A 17132-nucleotide genomic window follows, 5' to 3' on the forward strand; every position below is an offset into this window, starting at 1 on the left:
AAAAGTATGAGTAAAAGTGTCCTTCTAGAGCAGTTAAAAAGACAAAATCACGTAGAAACCTGAGAAAGTGTCCTTCTAGAGCAGTTAGAAAGACAAAATCACGTAGAAACCGAGAAAGTTTCCTTCCAAACTCCTATTCAGACGAAACGAATTAGAATTCCGACAAATACTCCCTCACAATTTCAATAAATGTCTTTAAGGCTTTTGTTTGATAGGCGGACTGAGTAATCAACGAAAAATTCCGTTTGAAAGGCAGACCCTCAATATGAATGATCCGGATGTAACTATGGACAATCTCTTTTTCAATAGCCCAGCGTGACAATAGACTGATCCCCAGACCTGCCTCCACGGATTCTTTTATCACCTGAGTACTTCCAAATTCCATAATTTTTTTGGGCGTAAAGTTATGCAAGCGAAAAAAGTTTTCCGCAGCCTCCCGTGTACCGGAACCTTCCTCCCTTAAAATCCATGTTTCATCCACCAAATCAGAAATTCGTTTTTCACCAAGTTTGGATAAAAGATGATGAGTGGGCGAAGCAACAACCACCATTTTATCTTCAGAAATGACTTCTGAACTTAAATGATCATCCTTCAAAAAACCCTCGATAATTCCTATATCCAATTGATGCATTCTTACCAGCTCAATCACTTCCTTTGTATTTTGAATCTTGATTGATGGACGAATTAAGGGATATTGCCACTGCATTCTTGAAATAATATGTGGCAGAATATATTCACCAAATGTATAGCTCGCACCAATCGAAATCTGCCCGCTTGCCTTATTGGTCAGATCATCGACTAATGATTGCATTTTTGTGTAAAGTGCCAAAATTTCTTTTGCATGATGATAAACAATTTCCCCTGCCTTATTGAGGCGCACATATTTATTACTCCTTTCAAGCAGTCTCGCGCCGACAGATTCCTCTAAAGTTCTGATATATTGACTGACCGCAGGCTGTGTCATATGCAGATCTTCTGCAGCTTTAGAAAAATTCTCCTTTTCCACAACCTTTATAAATACCTCTAAATGTTGATCCATCCGATTACCCTCGCTTCGGTTCCTTATGTATATGAATTTACTTATCATCCCTATTATATATCTTTATTTTCCTTATACATGAACCAGGAGTATTCTAAAATTAGAAATTAAATGAGGTGATAAAAATGGGGAACCTAAATGCTAAAGTTTTATCTATCACTGAACAGGACGGACTTCAGCAAAAAAATCTGGAACCTAAGCCTTCCGTTGGTTTATGGTTAGGTGGAATTGCCTTTACGATTGTTGTTGCAGCACTTGGCTATGCTTTATCAAAAGTCCCTGGTTTTGATCATGTTGGTCCGCTGGCTTGTGCAATCGTTATTGCGATAATCTACCGGCAATTTTTTGGATATCCAGAAAAATTGCGCACCGGTATTCAATTTTCTGCGAAACGTTTTTTGCGGTTTGCTATAATATTGTACGGTTTAAAACTAAATATTGATATTGTACTGCATCAAGGGCTTGGACTACTTGCACGCGATGTGGGTGTTATTACTTTTGCTATAGTATTAACCGTTTGGCTCGGAAAATTATTGAAAGCAGAATCATCCCTTTCTCTTCTCTTGGGGGTTGGTACTGGAGTATGCGGGGCAGCAGCCATTGCAGCCGTTTCACCCATTATCAAAGCAAAGGATGAAGATACCGCGATAGGAGTAGGGATTATCGCGCTAGTCGGAACGATATTTTCCATCACTTATACCATCCTAAGACCTTTTCTTCCATTATCGGCGATTGAATATGGAATTTGGAGCGGTACCAGCCTTCACGAAATTGCTCATGTCGCTTTGGCAGGAGCTCCTGCTGGTCCTGATGGCTTAGCGATTGCCCTACTGGCGAAATTAGGTAGAGTATTGCTGCTTGTTCCATTATCTTTTATTTTAATGTTTTGGGTAAAACGGAAAAATACAGCGAATACAGGGGATACGAAAATTGAATTTCCATGGTTTTTAATTGGTTTTATTATAATGAGTTTGCTTGGAAGCTATGTTTTCGGCAAGTCGATTCCAGTTTCAAAAGCAGCGTTAGACGGGGTCGCAACGGCTACTACCTTTATTTTGACTTCTGCCATGGTCGGTCTCGGTTTAAATGTCAGCCTGCGGGATCTTCGGACAAAAGCTGCCCGCCCGCTAATCGCAATGCTGATTACATCTGTGGTACTGTCAATCGTAACCTTTTTTATCTCGTAAAAAAAGCTGGCTTTGGTGAATTCTATTGACTAGACTTCACTCATCGCCAGCTTTTTGTTTCGGATTACTAGGTTTACACATACGATCAAGAAGAAAACCAAAGAACACAATAAAACCAATGGGAATGGAGTAATTCAATACATGAAGAAGAGTCATCTTCTCTTATACCTCCTATATTTTTTGTAATATTCGGAATATTTATATATTATTTACATTATATGCTAAATGTCACGATTTAGACAAATTTTCTGGTCTAAAAAAATTTTTAAAAAATTATGACCGAATGAGGCCTTGATTTATTCACTTTTCAAGGAAAACGTTTGCGCAAAATACAGAGAAATACAATTTTATCCAAAGGTTTTTATTAGGTGTGTATCGTACTAGTTATAGAGGAGAGGATTTTTGTCGAATTCTAATTCTTAGTTGCCTGTCCAGAGGAGTGTTTGAAACCATGAATGTTCTTTGTATTGGCGGAGCCAATATAGATCGCAAAATACAAACGATAAATCACCTTACCTTTAAAACATCGAACCCTGCAAAGAGTACGATGTCCTGTGGCGGAGTAGCAAGAAATATTGCTGAAAACCTTGGGCGTCTCGGTCTTAATAGTTCCTTACTTGGTTATGTAGGAGATGACCCTGAAGGAAAGTGGCTTCGTAAAACAACAGGAGAATATGTGGATGTAAGCCTTTTGGAGGCCCTGCCGGGAAAGTCAACGGGTACCTATACAGCTGTCCTTGATGAAGAAGGTGAAATGGCAATCGCGTTGGCTGATATGGCTATATATGATCATACGGAAGAGGACTTTATTGAAAAAAAATGGCCCCAAGACCGGCCTGACATCGTCTTACTCGATACAAATCTACCTGCAGTAATCCTTGAGCTCGTTATCCAACATTGCAGGAGTGAAAATATTCCTATTTGCATTGCTACAGTTTCAGTATCAAAATCTGAAAAATTACCGCGTTCGCTTGAAGGAATTACATGGCTCGTTGCAAATGAAAAAGAGGCAGAAGTATTGTCCGATATTACAATAAGGACCGAGGGGGACTTTTTTAAGGCGGCTGTGGAAATTCTAAACAAGGGCGTTAAAAAGGTCGTGATCAGTAGAGGAGATAAGGGATTAATTTATTTTACCAAAGACGGGGAAGCTGGAGCATTGGTTGCCCCTGAGGTGCCGGTTACGGACGTAACAGGTGCGGGTGATTCACTTATTGCTGGAATTATATATGGGAATTTAAAGGGTTTAAATACAGAGGACTCGTGCAAAATAGGTCTTTCTTGTTCTTATTTAACCATTCGGTCGAAAGAAACCGTAAATCCAGAACTAAACAATCAAAACCTAACGGATTCATTTCAACGATATTTCTGCAGGGGACCCGGGCAAAAAGGATTTAAATCTATTATTGCATTTCAAAGATAAGGAAAAAGGAGGGAATTCGACAAAAATTCCCTCCTTTTTCTTCGAAAATATGGATTCTTTGTGTAAGAATGAAGTGTTTCTTAATGGTTTGGCAGTTTTTTGTCAAAAATTTAGTTAATTTGTGGCAAAAAGTAATGTGAAAATTATAAAAAACTGACAAAATCTAACACCCTACTAAAAAAGAACTATTTATAATAAACATATCTAAAAGGATTAAGTATTTAGTCCTGAGTAATAAATAATGAATTTTTTGTTATTTTATAACCATACAATCAGAAAAAGGCAAACCTTTTGAAAAAGAGGGACGCAAAGCCGAGGATCTAAGGTAAGAGCATCTTGCTATGATGGCCGGGTTGCCTGGAATACGATATGTATTTTAGGGGTGAGTTTAGTTGGGAAACACAGAAGGTATAGTGGAAGTAATGGATGAAGAATGGATTACTCTAATACTCGAAGCAAAAAAACTGGGAATTGACAAGGAAACAGTTCGAACATTTCTAAATCAAAATGATGTGAAGGAGCAGTTGGCTGAGCAATGTTAAGTTACATACAAAAAAGGCATTCCTAAAAAGATGAATAATCCTTTTGGGAATGCTTTCTTTTTTTTAAAAATTAATACTACTTATTTTGGTCAGCCCGCCACTTGTTAAATTCAAGAAAATCACGGAATTGTTGTTTGGATACTCCTGAATTCATTGCTTCTTTTACAATCTTCATCCACTCGCTGTCCAATTCCTCTTGATCAATTCGTTCATGGATTAAATAATCAACAGGGACATTTAAGACTGCCGAAATTTTTTCGAGAAATTGAATAGAAGGATTTGTTTGTAAGTTTCTTTCTAGGGAACTCAAATAAGACTTTGCGACTCCCGCCTGTTCAGCAAGTTCGGAAAGGGACATTTTCTTTTCTAAACGCAGTTTTTTTACTCGTTCTCCAATCATGGCATCTCACACACCTAATAAAGATAATCTATATTATAATATTACCAAAAGGGAGATAAAAGTTCCATATTACGAACGGCGTATTTTTTACAATATACGCTCGGAGTTAACAAAGAATTAATGAATTCTTAAATCACTTCTTTGAAAAAAAGCTTGGATAGAGATAAGATGTTTTTAGAGTGGATATTGAAAAATATAAAAAGGCAGGGAAAACAATGATTGTCTTAAAATCACAAAGAGAAATTGAAGCAATGAAGAAAGCGGGAGAAATTCTTGCTTCATGCCATAAAGAAATCGCTAAATTAATTAAACCAGGTATTACGACTTGGGAAATTGAAGAATTTGTTGATGAATTTTTACGAAAAAATAACGCATCACCGGAGCAAAAGGGTTATAAAGGGTATGAATTTGCCACATGCGCAAGTATTAATGATGAAATCTGTCATGGATTCCCAAGAAAAGAACCCTTGAAAGACGGGGATATTGTCACGATCGATATGGTGGTCAATTATAATGGGGCATTGGCCGATTCAGCATGGTCCTATGCTGTTGGCAGTGTTTCTCCTGAAACGGACCACTTATTAAGGGTAACAAAAGAGGCACTGTATAAAGGAATTGAACAGTCTGTTCCAGGAAATCGAATTGGTGATATCGGACACGCAATTCAAAAATATGTTGAAAGTGAAGGACTATCGGTTGTACGGGATTTCATTGGACATGGAATTGGAACTGTAATTCATGAGAAACCGGATGTTCCACATTACGGCCTTCCGGGAAAAGGACCGCGCATTAAAGAAGGAATGGTGTTCACGATTGAACCAATGGTGAATATCGGTATGTACCATACAAAAATGGATTTGAATGGCTGGACGGCAAGAACCGTTGATGGAACTTATTCCGCCCAATATGAACATACCATTGCGATTACGAAGGATGGTCCAATCATTTTGACAGAACAAAAATAAAAAGCAAACCCTAGGGTCTGCTTTTTATTTTTTTCGAAGGTTTCCAAGTTCTTCAACAAGAGCTTGCATTTCATTTGGACTGAAGGAATTTTTCTTCATGACCAAATCATAAATTTCTTTTAGATCTTCGTACATTTCTTCATCGAAATGAGTTGGTTTTATGGCGCCCAAGTTTAAAACCTTTAATTTTTCTTTAATTTGTTCAATCATGTATTCGACATTTTCGGTCGATTTTTCTGCTAAATTCATCCCGGACACCCTCTCTGAATTTTTATCCTCATCTTTTCATTATAATGGGTAGATGTCAATAAAAATAGTGTTTTGTTCTTTTACAAAAGGGGAATGTTTATGAAAGAATATTAAATATTACCATTTAAACTTGCATAGGGAATGGGCTTATCGCAAAATGGGAGTTAAGATGATAAATTGTAGCAAAGAAGGAGAGTTTAAAGTGACAAAGAGGAATCAATTTTGGAAAGGAATGCTTTATGGAGCATTAGCGGGTGGTGTAATCAGCCTTTTAGATAGAGATACCAGGGAAGTAATGAAGGAAAATGTTCTAAAGGTATCCAACAAGGGGCTCTATATAGTAAAACATCCGCGGGAGGTTGCTGGACAAATAAAAGAAACAGCAATCAGAATCAAAGAAACGGTAGAGGAAGTGAGTGAGGATATTTCCTATATCACTGAGAAAGTGGAAGAACTTCGTGAACTCACCCCGAAAGTAACCGATATGGTAAAGGAAACAAAAGATGCCTTTGCCGATCATGAAGACTCAGACTTTATGGATGCCGTCATTAAAGAAGATTAAAATCATGAAGGAGGGATAAGCGTGGAAAAGGGAGGAAATGTTCGTTCATCTTTAATTCGATTACTATGGCACAGGATTGAAGAAGATGACTTGAATGGTTTAAGTGCCCAGCTCGCCTATTTTTTTCTCCTTTCCTTGTTTCCTCTTCTTATTGTGCTTTTTACCTTACTCCCCTATATTCCGATTCCACATCAGGACGTTCTTGGTTTTATCAGAGGGTTTGCTCCTGCCGAAACGATGGATTTAATCGAGAAAAATGTGAAATATGTCATGAATCACCGAAATGGCGGTCTGCTTTCTTTTGGGATTATCGGTACGATCTGGTCAGCTTCCAATGGAATTAATGCAGTGGTCAGAGCTTTTAATAAAGCCTACAATGTGAAAGAAAATCGATCCTTCATTGTGGCAAGAGGAGTAGCCATTCTCTTAACCCTGGGAATGATCATTGTTTTTATCCTTGCGATTATTTTACCGGTTTTTGGGAGAGAAATTGGCGTATTTTTGTTTTCAAAGGTAGGATTTTCGGACGAGTTTGGTAAGATTTGGGATGCCTTAAGCTATCTTGTAAGTGCGATTATTTTGTTTTTAATTTTTACTGGCCTTTATTGGATTGCTCCGAATGTGAAATTACGGTGCAGAAGCGCATTTCCGGGAGCGGCCTTCTCCACAATTGGCTGGATTGTCACCTCCATGGGATTACGCTTTTATGTAGGGAACTTTAGCAATTTTTCTCTGACTTATGGAAGTATTGGAGCGATTATCGTGCTGATGATTTGGCTGTATTTATCGGCTTTTATCATCGTTTTAGGCGGGGAAATCAACGCTTTTTATAGTGAAAGAAGTAAGAAAAACTGTTAAGTTCCCCTCATTTTTCCTTTATGAAAACCGTAGAATTGTTCAAACTATGATTGAGGGTTACCTACAATTTTTCCGGGAGGCTTACATCATGACAAAACAAACAAAAAAAGATGGCGGAACAAAACAAAAAGGGAAGAAGAATCATCCAAAACAAAAAACTTCAGGGTCTGCAAACGGCTCGAACGGATATCACTAAAAAGCGGAAGCACTATAGTGCTTCATGGATAATGAAAAAAGGCCGGGGATATCACCCCGGTCTTCCTTATGACTTCAGAAGTCTTAAGCTATTTAGAATGACCAAAATTGTGCTTCCTTCATGGCCAATTACTCCGAATGGCAAATCAAGCAGCTGGAAAAAGTTCGAAGCAATTAAAAGCATGATGACGGATATAGAAAAAATAACATTTTGCTTGATAATTTTATTCATTCTTTGCGAAAGGCGTACAGCCTCTGCAATCCTTGGTAAATCATTTTTCATTAAGACAATATCTGCTGTTTCTAGCGCAACATCTGTACCTTCACCCATGGCAATTCCAACATTTGCAATGGCTAGGGCAGGGGCATCATTAATCCCGTCACCCACCATTGCTACTGTTTTAAACTTAGTCTTTAATTCTTTCAACTGCTCTACTTTTTCTTCCGGTAAGCATTCAGCAAAAAATTGATCAACATGACTTTCAGCGGCAATGGCGCTCGCCGTTGTTTGACTATCCCCTGTAAGCATGACAGTATAAATTCCTTTTTGTTTTAATTGATCAATGGCTATCTTAGTTTCTTCCCTGACTACATCCTTCAAGGCAATCATGGCGGAAAGAGCACCATTGATTTCAACGAAAACAAGGGTATTTCCAAGGCTGGCTAATTCTTTTGCTTTTCCATTTGCAAATGCCTCTGCAGTTTCTTTTCCTACAAAATCGGCTTTCCCAATTTTCCACTGTTCAAGTCCAATGCTTGCTTTTACACCCCAGCCGGGAAGGTCTTCAAGTGAATCAGGATGAAGAAGCTCCCGATTCAGCTGTTGTTTAGCATATTTGACAATGGCTTGTGCAAGCGGATGGTTCGAATGATTTTCAATCGAAGCCGCTTTCCATAAAAGATCTTCCCGATCCAGGCCATCATTTACAATAACCTCGGTTACCTCAGGCCTTCCTTTTGTGAGGGTTCCGGTTTTATCAAAGGCAATGGCTTCTAAAGAACTCAAATTCTCAAGATGAACCCCGCCCTTTACCAAGATTCCATGCTTCGCTCCATTAGATATGGCGGATAAGGTGGCAGGCATGATGGATGCAACCAATGCACACGGGGATGCAACCACTAACAAAATCATTGCTCTGTAAAAGGATTCATGCCAGCTCCAACCCAATAGAAAGTGAGGAATAAAAAACATCAGGATTACTACAGCTAGAACGGTCTTTACATAAGTTCCTTCGAAGCGTTCAATAAAAAGCTGGGAAGGAGATTTTTCGCTTTGTGCTGATTGAACAAGCTGAATGATTTTCTGAAAAAGGGTGTCACTGCTTGCTTTGGTCACTTGAACCGTAATGGAACCTGTTAGATTAACCGTTCCCGCAAAGACTTCCTCTTGGTCTCCTTTCGAAACGGGCATCGATTCTCCTGTGATGGCAGCTTCGTCAATATTGGTTTTTCCCTTTACAATCATTCCATCTGAAGGGATCCGCTCGCCGGGTTTCACAAGAATCTGATCCCCTACCTGCAGCTCAGAGGTTGGAATTCTTTTTTCGACCCCGTTCTGAATGAGGAGTGCTTCTTCAGGCTGAAGTTCCATTAATGAAGAAATTTCTTTATGGCTCTTATTCATCGTATAGGTTTCTAAAGCACCACTGACGGCAAAAATAAAGATTAACACGGCTCCTTCTGTCCAGTAGCCAATAATCGCTGAACCGATTGCAGCAAAAATCATCAGCATTTCGACATTTAGTTCTTTATTCTCATAGGTTTCCTCAATCCCTTCTTTCGCCTTGGCAAAGCCTCCAATCACAAAAGCAAGCAAATAAGCGATGATGGAATCCACTTCGTTATCGTATTTATCAAACAGCCATCCTGCTGCAATTAAAAGTCCGCTCACCGCAGCAGCAATCAGCTCTGCATGCGGCTTAATTTTTTCAATAAAAGAAATCTTTTGTATTCTGTGTGTAAGTGATTTCGCTTCTGAACTCATCTTTTCCCCCTCCATAATCAGGATCAATATTTTTCTTTATATAAATTTCTAGTCCTAGCTTACCAGTGCTTCTGCTTTTCTTAATGAGAAGAATAATCAAACTCAGCACCCTTAAAAAACACGAAAGCTGTCATCGAATGATGACAGCGAACATTTATTTTTTAAGGTTATCCTATATTTATTTTATTTTACCACATATTCTATGCGTCGGATATGAATTTGCTCTGTGAAAAATAGGAAGATTCGTTCCTTAATTTTTTTGGCCCTCCAGCATCGGAACGGTTCTTTTTCCAAAAAGATAAATAATCAGGGATAGAACAAGGAGCATCGTACTAATAATATAGAAGAAATTAACGTTTTGGAAAAATTGGATAAACAGGCCGCCAATAATCGGGCCGCTCAAGCTTCCCAAGCTGAAAAAGATTCCGCATAACAAATTTCCTGTTGCTAAAAGGTTTTTTGGAACCAGGTCTGTCATAAAGCTAATTCCGAGAGAGAACGTGGAACCGACAGCCATTCCGGAAAAAAGAAAACATATAAATAGGCCAATTAAGGAATGCTCTAGGAAGCTTGCGACAGTAAAACTTAAAAACCCCAAAAATAGAACGGTGATTAACACATTTCTCCGTCCATAGCGGTCACTTATCATTCCTAAAGGAAGTTGTGTCACAATACTGCCGATGGCAAATCCCGATAAAACAATGGAAACACTGGCCACATTGATGTCCGTCCGCAAGGCATATACGGGAAAACTGCCGTTTAAGGATGATTCTAAGAAACCATATGAAAAGGGCGGTAAAAAGGCAACCCAGCCATATTTCAATGCCTGGCTAAACCTTTTAATCGTTCTTAAAAAGGAATTGATTCCTGCATCCTGTTCAGGGTATTCATTCTTTAGAGCCAGTAAAAAGAACCAACCAATCAAGCAAAGGACCGACGAAACGATGAACGGAAGAGACTGATTGATGTTCACCAATGGGGTCATTAGTGGACCAGCTGCAAAGCCAATTCCGAAAAATAATCCGTACAAGGCAACGTTTCTTCCACGTTTATTGAGTGGTGAGGAAGAAGTAATCCAGGTTTGGGTGGCAAAATGGAGCGAGTGGTCGCCGATTCCAATCAGTAAACGCAAAACAAACCAAAACCAAAATGATTGCCAAACGGGAAAAAGGGCGAGTGCGGCAACGACTATTCCTCCTCCTATTAAAATCACCGGTTTGTACCCATACTTTCGTAAAGGCATCTCCATAAAAGGAGAGACGAGGAGAATTCCAATATAAAGTGCTGTGGCATTTAGTCCGTTTAATGAAGAAGAAACACCACTTTTTTCAAAGATGACCGCAATTAGCGGCAGCAGCATTCCTTGAGAAAACCCGGAAATAGCAACAATACTAACTAAAATTGAAAAATGAAAATGATTTTTTTGCATAAAATTAACCTCTTACTTACTATTCTGAAATAATCGTATCTAAATGATGGTAACGAGAAAATCCAGTATTTGCAAGAAAAAAATTTATCGAAACTTTTAATAAGCTGTAAAATAGTGTATTCTCATTGATGGGGTTTTTTACAGGAGAATAGTGGTATTTGTGGAAAAAATTTTAGGCTGGAGGGAACGCCGTGACAAATAAAATATTTATGCTCATGACATTCATTGGAGTGCCACTTTCAATTATTGGCACACTATTACATTGGTCTAGTATCCTTTTATTTATTATTTATTGTTTAACAATTATTGCACTGGCAAGCTATATGGGCAGAGCCACGGAAAGTTTGGCGATTGTGGCTGGACCACGAATTGGCGGCCTCTTAAATGCAACCTTTGGTAATGCGGTTGAGTTAATTATTTCAATCTTTTCCTTAAAAGCCGGGCTTGTTGGGATTGTTCTTGCCTCGTTAACGGGTTCCGTATTAGGGAATCTGCTCCTGGTTGCTGGATTATCCTTTTTTGTCGGCGGTCTTAAATACAAACGTCAGGAATTTAATATTTACGATGCCCGTCATAATTCCGGACTCTTGATGTTTGCAGTGATGATTGCTTTTGTCATTCCAGAAGTTTTTTCGATGAACATGAATGAAGACAAAAAACTGACATTAAGCGTTGGAATTTCGATTATCCTGATTATCCTTTATTTAGCTGCATTATTTTTCAAGCTCGTTACGCATCGGGGAGTTTATCAACATGATAGTGAAAATATTGTTCATGATGAAGAGGATCCGGAATGGGGAAAAGGAAAAGCGATTGCCGTTTTAGCCATTGCCACTGTGGCGGTTGCCTATATCTCTGAGCATCTTGTCCATACCTTTGAGGTTGTGGCGGAATCCTTTGGCTGGACAGAGATGTTCATTGGAATTATCATCGTTGCGATTGTTGGAAATGCGGCAGAGCATGCTTCAGCTGTTTTAATGGCTTTTAAAAATAAAATGGATATTGCAGTAGAAATCGCAATCGGCTCAACACTACAGGTTGCGATGTTTGTTCTTCCTGTTCTGGTTATTATCTCGCTGTTTTTTGAAACCTCGATGCCGCTCTTATTTAGCTGGCAGGAACTCATCGCAATGGTCTCATCCGTTTTGCTAATGGTCGTGATCTCCAATGATGGGGAATCCAACTGGTTCGAAGGATTGACCCTAATCGCCGCCTACGTGATATTGGGGATTGGATTTTTCCTTCTTTAATAAAGAAAACTCGCCGATTGGCGAGCCCTAATGGAAGACAGAGGAGTAGTTGCACTTTCTTACCAGCCAGGAAAGACTCTAAGTCAAATGACTTAGAGTCTTCTTTTTACTAAATTCTCATGTACGGGTAATTCACGCTTCATGTGCTATAGTGACAATTTAAATTAGGCTAAAATCAATCTCGCTTTTCAATGGGACCATCAATCACCAACCTTCATGTTAGTTAAGAACGAACCTGAAAAAAACACGAGTGTTGAAATTTCATATAAGTCGGGGATCCCAACCTCCTTAAATGATAATTGGTTAGCAGATTGATTGCTGCCCTCCTTTATTAAAAGGTTAAGTTTATTATAATTGAATGATTGAATTTTGTAAATGTTCTGATTATTACATTTTTGTGTCAAATCTTTAAAAACGGTCAAAAATTAACAGGAATTCAGAGGCTTGACCAGAAATTATTTTTCGAAAGGGATAATATTTAGGAACTCCGAAAAAACTATGAGCAGACGGTTTAATGCGATATGTTGAAAGGAGTTTTTTTAGTGAAAAAATTTGCCCCTGTCCTTATGTCAATGCTATTAATCATGACAATTTTGCCTACTGCTTTTGCTGAAAAAGCTGCGGTGAAAAGAGAGGCAGTTAAATATGCTGTCCCATCTTCTGTTCGAAATATCTCAAAGGAAAATACTTATCCGAATTCGACACAGGATTTGCCGCTTTTACAGCCAAGTGATTTGACAAAGAAATTAATTGACTCTTCGAAGGTAAAGATTCAAAATCCTGATTTGATTCGCATGCTTAATGAGTCCAGCATTAATAGTACTCCATTTGCGATTGGCTATCGTGCCATCGTTTATTTAGGGCAATGGCCGCTGAACTATGAGTCAACGGAAACCTCGCCGAATTGGGAGTATCAAAAAATTAATACCAACTTTTTTGATAATCGTGGCGGCAAGGCACCCTACAAGATTCACTATGTCCAAGAATCGCAAAAAATCGTCCGTGGCGGTTTGACCTCTAAAATCCCGGATGCAGAAATGGTTAAGAAAATGATGCTGCTCACGGCGATGGAGAAAACCCGACTGCCACTTGCGTTTGAAACGGTTATTGGCGGTGGAACGAAAAATGATCATGTTTATAACATTCCAGCTAACCGCTTAGGCTATTTATTTGCTTATGCACCAGGGGTAAGTGAAAAAGGGAAAGTTACGTATGGGGAAGTCTATCTCATGTTAAAAGGAAATAAAAAGTTTATTGTTGTTAAAAATGTTACCTCTCAGGGCATTGGCGCATGGATTCCGGTTCAAGATTTTGTATCTTTTGGGTTCATAGCACCTGAACACCCACGTTGATTTAGCACTGGAGACTCCTACAGATTGGTTCGGTAGGGGTCTTGTTCATTCATAATGGCAATTTTACGAACATTGTCAAATTTAATCTATAGTATTGGCGGAAATTGTCATATAATGTTGAATAGCAAGAGAATTATCGGGGATTTGCTTTACCAGATTCAGGGAGGACATAAGAATGCAGGAGAAAATAAAGTATAGGTCTGGCATTAGAAAACAGCTCGTTCTTTTTATTATCGTATTGGCAGTGATTACATACTCAACAAGTGCCATTTTTATTTATGTTTTTTATCCAATTTTAAAACAAAATATAGGAATGGGGGAAATTACTTTTACTATTCTAACATTTTCACTTGGAATTATTTGGTCTGGTATCCTGGCCTTTCTTGCCGCCGGTCTTATAACAAAGCCTTTGCAAAAGTTGGAAAAAATAGCATTAAAGGCAGCTAGCGGCGACATTAGTGAGGATGCAGAAGTATCGAAAGCAGATGATGAAATCCGTTCACTTGGAATGGCTTTTAATCAAATGCTCTTTAGTTTAAGAGAAATGGTACAAAATATTGATGAAAATTTTAATGAAACCAATAATAAGGTTATTACGATTTCATCGCAATCTGCGATAGCTTCAGAGGAGGCGAATATGATTGCAAAGGCGATCAATGAGATTTCTTTAGGAGCAGAAGGTTCAGCCGCCGCTATACAAGCTACCGCTCAATCGGTTGATGAAGTAATACAGATTGCCTTAGAGGTTGAGGAGAAAGCGAAGGCCTCTGAGTCTGTATCGGAGGGAGTAGTTAAAGATTTACAAAAATCAAAAATTGTTATTCAATCATTAATTTCGGGAATTGAAAATCTTTCCTTAAGTAATCAAGCTTCTCTCCAGACCGTAATAAGACTTAAGGAAAATGCCTCACAAGTGGAACAAATCATTCAACTTGTTGGTAATCTTGCAAATCAAACCAATTTATTGGCTCTAAATGCTTCCATAGAGGCTGCACGCGCTGGAGAGCATGGCAAAGGGTTTGCGGTTGTAGCGGATGAAGTTCGCTTGCTTGCAGATGAAAGCGCAAATGCTGTCCAAGGTATCACCAAATTAATAAAGAATATACAACAAGAAGTTCAAAATGTCGTCAATCAAATGACCGAACAACTGCAATCGGTCAATAGCGAAGTCGCTAAAGGAACCCAAACAAATATAGCGATTGAAGAAATGACTACAAGTGTGAATGAAATGGTTCTTTCAACATCAGAAATTGCAACTCTTGTCAATAAACAAATGACAGCAATTAAAGAGCTTTCCCGTCAGTCCAGTGAAGTTGCAGCGATCGCCGAAGAAACCTCTGCCTGTGCACATGAAGTTTCATCCGTAACGAACCAACAAACAGAAAGCATTATGGATGTAGAAAAATTGGTGAGTGAATTAAAAGAACAAGCAGAAAAACTTAAAGGCACAATTACCCAATTTAAACTGTAATCAAGTGCAACATTTGTTATAATGTTCACGAAAGGAGTGAACTACTATGGGTAGTCCTGTACAAGATAAAAATCTACAAGTGACCTTTTTAAAACAACGATTAAATATGTTTCTTGATGTGTTAGATGCAATTGATCCGGAAGATACGGATCTTGAGGATATTGACCGTTTACTTTCCATGCTCGATGATATGGAATCAAAATGCCGAGAATTCAATAATCGTGAAACGAATGAGTCTGTTTAATAGCAGGCTCATTTTTATATGGCTTTTAAGCGATTTACCGCATAATACCAAGTAACCGATTTCAAGCTTATCCTTTAATTCTAGGGCGTTTAGGAGTATAATGGATTCCGTCGAATAGTTATAAAATTAAAAAAGATAAATCAGTGGGACAAAGGGAAAGGGGTACTCGAATTGAATATTGAAAAATTTCAAGAAAGCATGTACAAGCTAGTTGTAGAAACTTCTACGAAACTTCCAAAAGACGTTCGCCGTGCAGTAAAAGCTGCCAAGGAACAGGAAAATGCAGGTACAAGTGCCGCAATGAGCCTTGCAACGATTACGAACAATATTAAAATGGCGGATGATCAAGTTTCACCAATTTGCCAAGATACTGGTCTTCCTACCTTTAAAATTAAAACTCCTGTTGGGGTGAACCAACTAGAATTAAAAGAAGCGATTCGCAATGCGATTGTTTTAGCGACAAAAGAAGCAAAATTACGTCCAAACTCTGTTGATTCCTTAACAGGTAAAAACAGCGGTGACAATCTTGGTGCAGGCTTACCAGTCATCAAGTTTGATCAATGGGAAAAAGATTATATTGATGTGCGCTTGATCTTAAAGGGCGGTGGCTGTGAAAATAAAAACATCCAATACAGCCTTCCATGTGAACTTGAAGGCCTAGGCCGTGCCGGTCGTGACCTTGATGGTATCCGCAAATGTATCATGCATTCTGTTTACCAAGCACAAGGACAAGGCTGCAGTGCCGGCTTTATCGGTGTAGGTATCGGCGGCGACCGTTCTTCCGGCTATGATCTAGCTAAAGAACAGTTATTCCGTTCAGTTGAAGATGTAAATCCGAACGAAGATCTTCGTAAGTTAGAAGAATACGTAATGGAAAATGCAAATAAACTTGGCATCGGTACAATGGGCTTCGGCGGCGAGGCAACTCTTCTAGGTTGTAAAATCGGCGTGATGAACCGTATTCCTGCCAGCTTCTATGTTTCTGTTGCTTATAACTGTTGGGCATTCCGCCGCATGGGTGTTGCAGTAAATCCTGAAACAGGGGAAATCAATGAATGGATGTACCAAGATGGAGAATTCATTGATTTTGCTGCGACTGAGGCTGAAAAGGAAACTGCTGCAGCTAAATCTGAAGACGTAATTACGTTAACAGCACCAATCACAGAAGAGCAAATCCGCGATTTGAAGGTTGGCGACGTGGTTCAAATTACGGGAATGATGTATACTGGCCGTGATGCCATTCACAAACATTTAATGGATCACGATGCACCAGTTGATTTAAATGGACAAGTCATTTACCACTGTGGACCTGTTATGCAAAAAGACGAAGCAGGTGAGTGGCATGTGAAGGCTGCTGGCCCAACAACAAGTATTCGTGAGGAGCCTTACCAAGGTGATATCATGAAGAAGTTCGGTATTCGTGCCGTTATCGGTAAAGGCGGTATGGGTCCAAAAACTTTGGCTGCATTAGAAGAGCATGGTGGTGTGTACTTAAATGCCATCGGCGGCGCGGCTCAGTATTATGCAGATTGTATTAAGTCTGTTGAAGGTGTTGACCTTATGGAATTTGGTATTCCAGAAGCGATGTGGCACCTTCAGGTTGAAGGGTTCACTGCTGTTGTAACGATGGACTCTCACGGTAACAGCTTGCATGCTGATGTGGATAAGTCTTCATTGGAAAAATTAGCTCAGTTTAAGGAACCGATTTTTAAATAAGATTTTGCTTTGGGGGACGGGCGCTTGCGCTTGTCCCTTTTTCTTTGATGATTTTGCAACTTAGTGGGGGCAGAGTACTCCGTTTTGGCGGAAATTGTTGATATCCTGCTAAAAGTGTTGATATCTGCTGAAAAAGTGTCGATATCTTTAAAGAAAGTGTTGATATCGGCCCAGAAAGTGTTGATATCCTCCCGAAAAGTGTTGATAAATTAAAATAGTCAAAAAGTTGTCTAATTTACCAAGCAAAAAATACCCCAAATTTCGAT

General features: G+C 39.0%; 16 protein-coding genes and 1 riboswitch. Of the genes, 11 read left to right on the forward strand and 5 right to left on the reverse strand.

All coding sequences use genetic code 11. From position 1 onward, the window contains the following. Positions 1-151: 151 nt before the first annotated feature. On the reverse strand, positions 152-1039 hold the full coding sequence (locus tag ACFQZ9_RS22710; RefSeq protein ID WP_198311941.1) for a LysR family transcriptional regulator: 888 nt from the start codon (positions 1037-1039) through the stop codon (positions 152-154). Between the two features lie 125 nt (positions 1040-1164). Between ACFQZ9_RS22710 and ACFQZ9_RS22715 the strand changes: the two genes are divergently transcribed. The 3 genes from ACFQZ9_RS22715 to ACFQZ9_RS22725 all read left to right on the forward strand — a co-directional run bounded on the left by ACFQZ9_RS22715 (position 1165) and on the right by ACFQZ9_RS22725 (position 4191). Further along, positions 1165-2226, forward strand: coding sequence for a YeiH family protein (locus ACFQZ9_RS22715; protein WP_498945549.1), 1062 nt, complete (start codon positions 1165-1167; stop codon positions 2224-2226). 451 nt (positions 2227-2677) lie between these two features. Then, positions 2678-3649, forward strand: a complete 972-nt coding sequence (locus ACFQZ9_RS22720; RefSeq protein WP_498945551.1) for a carbohydrate kinase family protein — start codon at positions 2678-2680, stop codon at positions 3647-3649. Positions 3650-3920: 271 nt separating this feature from the next. Beyond that, a riboswitch (cyclic di-GMP riboswitch) is annotated at positions 3921-4010 on the forward strand. A 31-nt stretch (positions 4011-4041) separates the two neighbouring features. Continuing rightward, the gene (locus ACFQZ9_RS22725; RefSeq protein WP_498945553.1) at positions 4042-4191 is read left to right on the forward strand and encodes an anti-repressor SinI family protein; all 150 of its coding nucleotides are present in this window, start codon (positions 4042-4044) and stop codon (positions 4189-4191) included. Positions 4192-4267: 76 nt separating this feature from the next. Here the strand turns inward: ACFQZ9_RS22725 and ACFQZ9_RS22730 are convergent, their stop codons facing one another. After that, positions 4268-4591 carry a helix-turn-helix domain-containing protein gene (locus ACFQZ9_RS22730; protein WP_026573952.1) on the reverse strand — a complete coding sequence of 108 codons (324 nt, stop codon included), beginning with the start codon at positions 4589-4591 and terminating at the stop codon, positions 4268-4270. Positions 4592-4806: 215 nt separating this feature from the next. Between ACFQZ9_RS22730 and map the strand changes: the two genes are divergently transcribed. Further along, entirely contained in the window at positions 4807-5556 is a 750-nt protein-coding gene (map, locus tag ACFQZ9_RS22735) for a type I methionyl aminopeptidase (protein ID WP_498945833.1), read from the forward strand. 24 nt (positions 5557-5580) lie between these two features. Here map and ACFQZ9_RS22740 read toward each other — a convergent pair whose 3' ends face one another. Beyond that, a complete protein-coding gene (locus ACFQZ9_RS22740) occupies positions 5581-5805 on the reverse strand; it encodes a DUF1128 domain-containing protein (RefSeq protein ID WP_198311944.1) in 225 nt (74 codons plus the stop codon). 202 nt (positions 5806-6007) lie between these two features. Here ACFQZ9_RS22740 and ACFQZ9_RS22745 point away from each other — a divergent pair, with 202 nt between their 5' ends. Continuing rightward, positions 6008-6367: a YtxH domain-containing protein gene (locus ACFQZ9_RS22745; protein WP_498945555.1), complete on the forward strand. Its 360-nt coding sequence runs from the start codon at positions 6008-6010 to the stop codon at positions 6365-6367. A gap of 21 nt (positions 6368-6388) precedes the next feature. Further along, positions 6389-7225 (forward strand): YihY/virulence factor BrkB family protein, encoded by an 837-nt coding sequence (locus tag ACFQZ9_RS22750; RefSeq protein WP_498945557.1) that lies wholly within the window; start codon positions 6389-6391, stop codon positions 7223-7225. A gap of 262 nt (positions 7226-7487) precedes the next feature. Here ACFQZ9_RS22750 and ACFQZ9_RS22755 read toward each other — a convergent pair whose 3' ends face one another. Next, positions 7488-9404, reverse strand: a complete 1917-nt coding sequence (locus ACFQZ9_RS22755) for a heavy metal translocating P-type ATPase (protein WP_498945559.1) — start codon at positions 9402-9404, stop codon at positions 7488-7490. Between the two features lie 250 nt (positions 9405-9654). Continuing rightward, a complete protein-coding gene (locus ACFQZ9_RS22760) occupies positions 9655-10833 on the reverse strand; it encodes an MFS transporter (protein ID WP_498945561.1) in 1179 nt (392 codons plus the stop codon). Positions 10834-11024: 191 nt separating this feature from the next. Between ACFQZ9_RS22760 and cax the strand changes: the two genes are divergently transcribed. From cax to ACFQZ9_RS22785, 5 genes are all read left to right on the forward strand, one after another. Then, positions 11025-12083 (forward strand): calcium/proton exchanger, encoded by a 1059-nt coding sequence (cax, locus tag ACFQZ9_RS22765; RefSeq protein ID WP_198311949.1) that lies wholly within the window; start codon positions 11025-11027, stop codon positions 12081-12083. A 566-nt stretch (positions 12084-12649) separates the two neighbouring features. Next, a complete protein-coding gene (locus ACFQZ9_RS22770; RefSeq protein WP_498945834.1) occupies positions 12650-13435 on the forward strand; it encodes a YfkD family protein in 786 nt (261 codons plus the stop codon). Positions 13436-13610: 175 nt separating this feature from the next. Beyond that, entirely contained in the window at positions 13611-14906 is a 1296-nt protein-coding gene (locus tag ACFQZ9_RS22775) for a methyl-accepting chemotaxis protein (protein ID WP_498945564.1), read from the forward strand. 46 nt (positions 14907-14952) lie between these two features. Further along, entirely contained in the window at positions 14953-15150 is a 198-nt protein-coding gene (locus ACFQZ9_RS22780) for an SE1561 family protein (protein WP_198311951.1), read from the forward strand. Positions 15151-15321: 171 nt separating this feature from the next. Further along, positions 15322-16866, forward strand: a complete 1545-nt coding sequence (locus tag ACFQZ9_RS22785; protein ID WP_498945566.1) for a fumarate hydratase — start codon at positions 15322-15324, stop codon at positions 16864-16866. Positions 16867-17132 lie beyond the last annotated feature (266 nt).

The sequence above is a fragment of the Neobacillus sp. GCM10027624 genome, from assembly GCF_042675345.1.
In the GTDB taxonomy this organism is placed as follows: domain Bacteria; phylum Bacillota; class Bacilli; order Bacillales; family Cytobacillaceae; genus Neobacillus; species Neobacillus cucumis_D.

Coding starts and splice junctions, on each gene's coding strand:
- ACFQZ9_RS22710 (WP_198311941.1), bottom strand. CDS start 1,039: ATGGATCAACATTTAGAGGTATTTATAAAGGTTGTGGAAAAGGAGAAT.
- ACFQZ9_RS22715 (WP_498945549.1), top strand. CDS start 1,165: ATGGGGAACCTAAATGCTAAAGTTTTATCTATCACTGAACAGGACGGA.
- ACFQZ9_RS22720 (WP_498945551.1), top strand. CDS start 2,678: ATGAATGTTCTTTGTATTGGCGGAGCCAATATAGATCGCAAAATACAA.
- ACFQZ9_RS22730 (WP_026573952.1), bottom strand. CDS start 4,591: ATGATTGGAGAACGAGTAAAAAAACTGCGTTTAGAAAAGAAAATGTCC.
- map (WP_498945833.1), top strand. CDS start 4,807: ATGATTGTCTTAAAATCACAAAGAGAAATTGAAGCAATGAAGAAAGCG.
- ACFQZ9_RS22740 (WP_198311944.1), bottom strand. CDS start 5,805: ATGAATTTAGCAGAAAAATCGACCGAAAATGTCGAATACATGATTGAA.
- ACFQZ9_RS22755 (WP_498945559.1), bottom strand. CDS start 9,404: ATGAGTTCAGAAGCGAAATCACTTACACACAGAATACAAAAGATTTCT.
- ACFQZ9_RS22760 (WP_498945561.1), bottom strand. CDS start 10,833: ATGCAAAAAAATCATTTTCATTTTTCAATTTTAGTTAGTATTGTTGCT.
- ACFQZ9_RS22770 (WP_498945834.1), top strand. CDS start 12,650: ATGTCAATGCTATTAATCATGACAATTTTGCCTACTGCTTTTGCTGAA.
- ACFQZ9_RS22775 (WP_498945564.1), top strand. CDS start 13,611: ATGCAGGAGAAAATAAAGTATAGGTCTGGCATTAGAAAACAGCTCGTT.
- ACFQZ9_RS22780 (WP_198311951.1), top strand. CDS start 14,953: ATGGGTAGTCCTGTACAAGATAAAAATCTACAAGTGACCTTTTTAAAA.